This window comes from Aneurinibacillus sp. UBA3580, from assembly GCF_002375825.1.
GTDB lineage: Bacteria > Bacillota > Bacilli > Aneurinibacillales > Aneurinibacillaceae > Aneurinibacillus > Aneurinibacillus danicus.
This window is the reverse complement of sequence record NZ_DFMZ01000135.1, coordinates 40101-46100: the sequence shown is the minus strand read 5'-3', so window position 1 is coordinate 46100 and position 6000 is coordinate 40101. Positions and strand designations below refer to the sequence as shown.

The 6000-nt window shown below is 49.7% G+C and carries 3 protein-coding genes and 1 CRISPR repeat array; of the genes, 1 reads left to right on the top strand and 2 read right to left on the bottom strand.

Features of this window, described 5'->3' with window-relative positions; all coding sequences use genetic code 11:
- A partial coding sequence (locus B2899_RS18525) for a heparinase II/III domain-containing protein (protein ID WP_414631792.1) occupies window positions 1-1275 on the bottom strand: 1275 nt, incomplete at its 3' end.
- Between the two features lie 1354 nt (window positions 1276-2629).
- Window positions 2630-3469, bottom strand: coding sequence for a YihY/virulence factor BrkB family protein (locus tag B2899_RS17835; protein ID WP_146811214.1), 840 nt, complete (start codon window positions 3467-3469; stop codon window positions 2630-2632).
- 107 nt (window positions 3470-3576) lie between these two features.
- Here B2899_RS17835 and B2899_RS17830 point away from each other — a divergent pair, with 107 nt between their 5' ends.
- On the top strand, window positions 3577-4872 hold the full coding sequence (locus B2899_RS17830; protein ID WP_146811215.1) for a class I SAM-dependent rRNA methyltransferase: 1296 nt from the start codon (window positions 3577-3579) through the stop codon (window positions 4870-4872).
- 276 nt (window positions 4873-5148) lie between these two features.
- A CRISPR array of direct repeats spans window positions 5149-5918; the repeat unit is 30 nt; unit sequence GTTTAGAGACTACCTATGAGGAATTGAAAC.
- Window positions 5919-6000: the final 82 nt, after the last annotated feature.

The following is a 6000-nucleotide window of genomic DNA, read 5'->3' as shown; positions in this document are numbered from 1 at the left end:
CCAGCCGCTGCCGGCTTCCACCGCAAAAGCGGTCACTTCTCCGCCGCGGGCATTAAGCCGGTGCAAGCCTGTTATCCGCAGTGGATTTTCTTTTTTCGTCGTATGGATAAGCGCGGTGTACTGTTTGGTGGGCCGGTGGCTGCGCACGATGAGAATCGGATGCTGCTCTGTTCCAGACAGGTTCGGGTATTTCCCGGTCATGACCCGGTCGTCCGCATCCATAAGTCCATGCCAGGCCATCTCATACCCTTCTTCCGATTCCCAGCGCGCTTTTATACAGGATAACTGCGGGTGGTATTGCCGGATATCATAGATAAATCCGTAGCCATTATTTGGTGCGGGCGTCCAATACTGCGTTTTCTCACCTTCCAGCAGCGGCACGAATGTCTCTCCCGTTGTCAACCGCTCCCCGAAACTCTTGCCCGGTTCGTCAAAGTAAAGTTTGGCGCTGCTTTCGACCCCGGCCAGCGTCCAGCCGCCTTGTTCTTCCGTTAGCTGCCGTACGCCTTCGAGGGTCAGCTCCGCTTTTTCATGAAAGGCGCGGAATGAGTAATCGCATGTACCGGCTCCGCGAATGTAGAAGAAATCAACCAGATATGAAGAGCCGTCCGGAAGCGGAACGAGTCCTACCATGCGCTGAAACGCATCGGTTCCGTACAGAGATGGCGCTTTCCCCTCATATACCACAGCTTCGGGCGAGCGATACAGAAGCGAGAACTCCCCGCCGGAAAAGGGTTTGTAAAGCTGGCCTTTTTTCATTTGATTGTCTTTATTTACAACCACCGTATTATGAGCGATGGATTTCGTTGTCCAGCCATAGTGTCCGTTGGATCCGTATACGCTATAGCCCAGGTCGGCGGAGATTTCCTTGCCGTAGGCATAGCAGGTAAGGGCAAGCGCATCGTCGTGTGCGTGCGTATGGTTGGCTCCTGTTCGCATGAGAACTGTTGTTTCATTGGTGTCCCGCAGAATGCCGATACCGGCCTGCCCGGTGATGGTTACGTCTTTCGGCAAGTGCAAAGGCGCCGCATGTTTCCACACCGGATGCCAGAGAAATAAGTCGATGCCCTTCTCTCCCAGCTGGCTAAAGACAAGAGGGTACAGGCGCTTAAGCCAGTCGGCCGCTTCATCACGTATATTGGATTGAGGGGAAACGTGATAGAAATGAAGCGCGGCCCGGTATGTGTCCCTGAGCGTTTTCGCATCGGGTTCTCGACTGCGTACCCGATCCTGTCCCCAGTCTCCGTAGCAGGGAAGGTGGCCCTGACAGAGCATCTCCATCGGATTCTGTACGGCAAACCGGAAAAATCTCTCGCTTGCGAAAGGGTGGGAGGGGACGGAGGGTGTGCCGGAAACGGCCCGCACGGAGAGAAGAGCCATATCGAGAAAGACGGTAATGGTAAACATGGAGTAGCCGTACGACCCTTCGAAATACATGCCGTCCCGTCCTACCGCGTTGGAGAGAAACACTTCTGTAGCGTTGATGCCCCATTCGCAGTACTCCCGCTGTTCCGTGACAAGTCCTACCGCCAGCATGGCACGCACCCCGTCCGCCTCGTGGTTGTGCAGCTCCGTCAGGTTTCCGTCTTTGAGATTGTAGGCGGGTCCGCCCGGCTCTGTCAGCATATAATCATGCAGCATTCTCTCGATATTTTCCCGCACCGTTCCCGGCTCGCCGAGCAAAGTGAGCGCGGGTGAGAGTGTATCCATATCTTCCAGGTGATAGAGCCAGTCATAGTCATGGGCGAGAAAGACCTTTACACGATGGACAATGCTTGTCAGCAGATGCAGCCGTCCCATTTCGACTTTGCTTGCGTACGGAGTGAAATCGCGGGGCCCAAGCGTACCCGGAAACACGGCGGCAAACGCATCCAGAATCACAATCGCTTTTTGGGCGTATTTTTTCTCTCCTGTAAGCATATACATATAGGTTAGCTTTGTGACCATGCCCTCATGGTCACGTACGCCGCCCAACAGCCAGCCGGCGGTATAGAAATTCCACATGCCAACCGGATAGTATGCGCTGCCTTTATGGACGAAACCGCGGCCGTCGTCGGGAAAATCCGTATTTGGAAGCGTATGTGAACAGTTGGGGCAGGTTAGTGTTTTATCGGGAAAAAGAGAAAACATCCGGCTTTGCGCTTCCGGTGAGAAAGGGAAGGATTTTTGGCAATACGGGCAGCCGGAGATACCGTAGGCAAATGTCTGTCCCCGCATGGACAGTGTGCACTGGTAAATTACTTCATCGGAATATCCGGCAAGAAAGTCGTCGCATTGCTGCCGCATCTGCTCGAAGCGTCGTTTTGCCCATTCGTGCGTCTCGATATTGCGTCGTGCCATTGCCACGTTGTCCGGCGAGAAGTAAAAACCGATTTTCGGCACAGGCGTCTTCATCCATACTTCCTCCCTATTCTGTTGAGATAAGGAAAAAAGAAAGAGAAGAGGAGGAAAAAATATTCAGGGAAGAAAAAGGCGTTCACCTTTTTCCTCATTGAAATCATTCTCTTCTCTCTTTCCCCTCCATTCGTAAGCAAGGAAAAAACCATGGGGCGTATGATGGCCGTTGCTTTTTCCGTGTGGAGCGTGTGGCCCGAAGGGAGGAAAAAGACCGGCACCGCCCGCGAGTTTTTCAGCTTTTCCCTGTGTATTTTTCGATCAGGGCGTTAATCTGTCCGCCCATAATCAAAATCATCGCCGAGAGGTAAAACCAGATCATCAAAATAATGACGCCTCCAAGGCTTCCGTACGTGAGCGAGTAATTGCCGAAGTTGTTAACGTAATAAGAGAATCCGTAAGAAACGGCCAGCCAGCCAAGACCGGCGAACAGCGCACCGACAATCGTCACCTTCCAATTCACGTCGCAGCTGGGAGCGAAATAGTAGAGAAAGGCAAACAGGCTAATCAGAAACATCAGGCTGACCACCCAGCGCAGCAAGTTCCATATAAGCAGCACGTAGTCGGGCACATGCATACGCGAAGTGAAAAACACTTCAATCGTTTTGCCGAAGACGGGCAAAAGCAGCGTTACGAAAATTGCCATGACCATGCCAATGGTAAACAGAATGGCCAGGAGCCGTGACATGAAGTAGGATCGTTCGTCCGCCACATTGTACGCCCGGTTAAGCGCCACAATGATCGCGTGGATGGCACTTGAGGAGGTCCAAAGCGTACCGGCCAGACTCAAAAACAGCAGCCAGCCCCGGCGGGTATTCAAAAAGCTGTGCAGATTCTGCTGCAGAAGCTCGGTCACTTTCTCCGGAGCGATTACCTGGATGATCGCCAGTGCATTTTCTGTCGAAATGGGCATGTAACCAATCAAAGTGAAAGCAAAAATAAAAAAGGGGAAAATCGACAATAAAAAGTAATAGGCCAGCTGGGCGGACATGCCGGATACGTCGTCTTTTATGAAGCGGTCCACCAGTTCGTAACCGAACCGGACAAAACGGTTTTGTTTCCAAATTCTAGTCATAGGAATCTCCATTGACATTCAAGATTGTTATCGTTATTTTACCATTATGTCTATTGTATGCTATAAGTTTGTAAGACAGACGATTTGAAATATGGAGGATTATGATTGTGACAAAAGTTTTTCTTGTGCGGAATCGACGCAAACGTCTCGAACAGGGACATCCGTGGATTTTCCAGAGCGAAGTGGAGCGGATCGAAGGCGACGTTGTGCCCGGAGAGATTGTGGAAGTTGTGAATCATCAGGGACATTTCATGGGCAGGGGATATATTAACCCCAAATCGCAAATGATTGTGCGGTTGCTGACGTGGAATCCGGATGAAGAGATAAACCAGGAATTGTTCACGTCCCGTATTCGGGAGGCCTGGAAATTTCGACAGCGCTTCCTGCCGGGCATTCGTTCCTGCCGTGTCCTGTATGGTGAAGCCGATTTTATGCCGGGTCTGGTAGTGGACAAGTTCGAAGACGTACTTGTCGTGCAGATTCTCTCCCTCGGCATGGAAGTGCGCAGAGAATGGATTCTGAATGCGCTGCTGGATGTGTTCGCGCCAAAAGCCGTATATCTGAGAAACGATGTGTATGTGCGCGAGTTGGAAGGGATGGAGCAGGAGAAGGGATTCTGGTACGGAGAATCGGAAACGGAAATCGAGATTGAAGAGAATGGTCTGAAGCTGATCGTCGATATCGAGAATGGACAGAAGACCGGATACTTCTTCGATCAGCGGGAAAACCGTTCGGCGATTGCGCCCATCATGACCGGATGGGGAGAGGCACATGGCATCCGTATGCAGGAGGTTGAGGTGGATGGAATAAACGAACTGCGCCCGGTAGACCGCCGCGGCAAGGTTGTGAAGAATCCGTTCTGGGACGGCGCGGAAGTGCTGGACTGCTTTACGCACACCGGCTCGTTTACGCTGAACGCATGCAAGCATGGCGCGAAAAAAGTAACGACCCTGGATATTTCTGACCATGCGATCGAGACGGCGAAACGGAATGTAAAGTTGAACGGCTTTCTGCATCGCGTCGACTTTGTGGTTGCCAACGCATTCGATTATCTGCGCGAATCGGTCAAAGAAGGCAAGCTGTGGGATGTAGTTATCCTTGACCCGCCGGCGTTTGCGAAATCCCGCGGTGCAGTCAAAGGCGCGCAGCGCGGCTACAAAGATATCAATCTGAACGGCCTGAAGCTCGTGCGTGACGGCGGCTATCTGGTCACGGCGAGCTGCTCCTACCATATGAGTCCGGAACTGTTCGCAGAGACGATTCAGGAAGCAGCGGTGGACGCCAGGAAAGTACTGCGTCTCGTACACTGGAGCGGCGCAGGCATCGATCATCCGAAACTGACCGGCATTGATGAAGGCGATTATCTGAAGTTTGCGATTTACGAAGTGCGGTCGCGGGGATAACGCGCGAAGGAAAAACGAAGCGCAGGCGACCGGATTTTTCGCTATGATAAGAATAGAGAGGTTGGCCGAAGGCAATAGGAAGGAATTGTCGTCGATCTCCGGTAGTGCGAAAATGCCGGGGGATCGACGACAATTTTATTTTTGATGAATGTACGCGAGAAATAAAGTTTAAAAGAGGAAGAGCGGGAAGACGGGATTTTTTGTTTGAAGTATAGAAGGAGTTTATCTGTAGAAGGAGAATATCATAGTATACAGATTCTATAAGGGATAAAATGGGTTTAGAGACTACCTATGAGGAATTGAAACTCTTTGTCGGAGCCAGCCACGGCAACCGGGTTTTCGCGGTTTAGAGACTACCTATGAGGAATTGAAACTCTGCAATACCACCTAATGCTATAACAAAAATGGATGGTTTAGAGACTACCTATGAGGAATTGAAACGTGACTGAGCGAAACAAACGGCGCACCGTTGATTTCCTCGTTTAGAGACTACCTATGAGGAATTGAAACGAATTTGATGTGAATGATATTTCTTTAGAAGACTTAAAGTTTAGAGACTACCTATGAGGAATTGAAACAAGGAAAGATCGAGAAAAACCAGGATATAAAAATTGCCGTTTAGAGATTACCTATGAGGAATTGAAACTTGGGAAAGGTTGGTCTAAAGCATATCAAAATTATCTGGTTTAGAGACTACCTATGAGGAATTGAAACGATAAATTGAATGAATCTCATATTGAGGAAATTGAGTTTAGAGACTACCTATGAGGAATTGAAACGATTTTGAGAATATTTTTGATAACAAAAAAGCGCAAAGTTTAGAGACTACCTATGAGGAATTGAAACTCATCAATTTCACACGCTGGTTGATTTCTATAATCCGTTTAGAGACTACCTATGAGGAATTGAAACAGTTTGCAATGAATTTTCTCACAGAGAAGTTTGCGGGGTTTAGAGACTACCTATGAGGAATTGAAACCTCTCACACAGCTTATCCAAAAGATCATGAATGTCCCGTTTAGAGACTACCTATGAGGAATTGAAACAATTGGAGAACATCAAACCGGATGTAAATGCCGCCAAAAACATTCTCAAGTGGGCATTACAGCAACTACAAAACGTGTCATA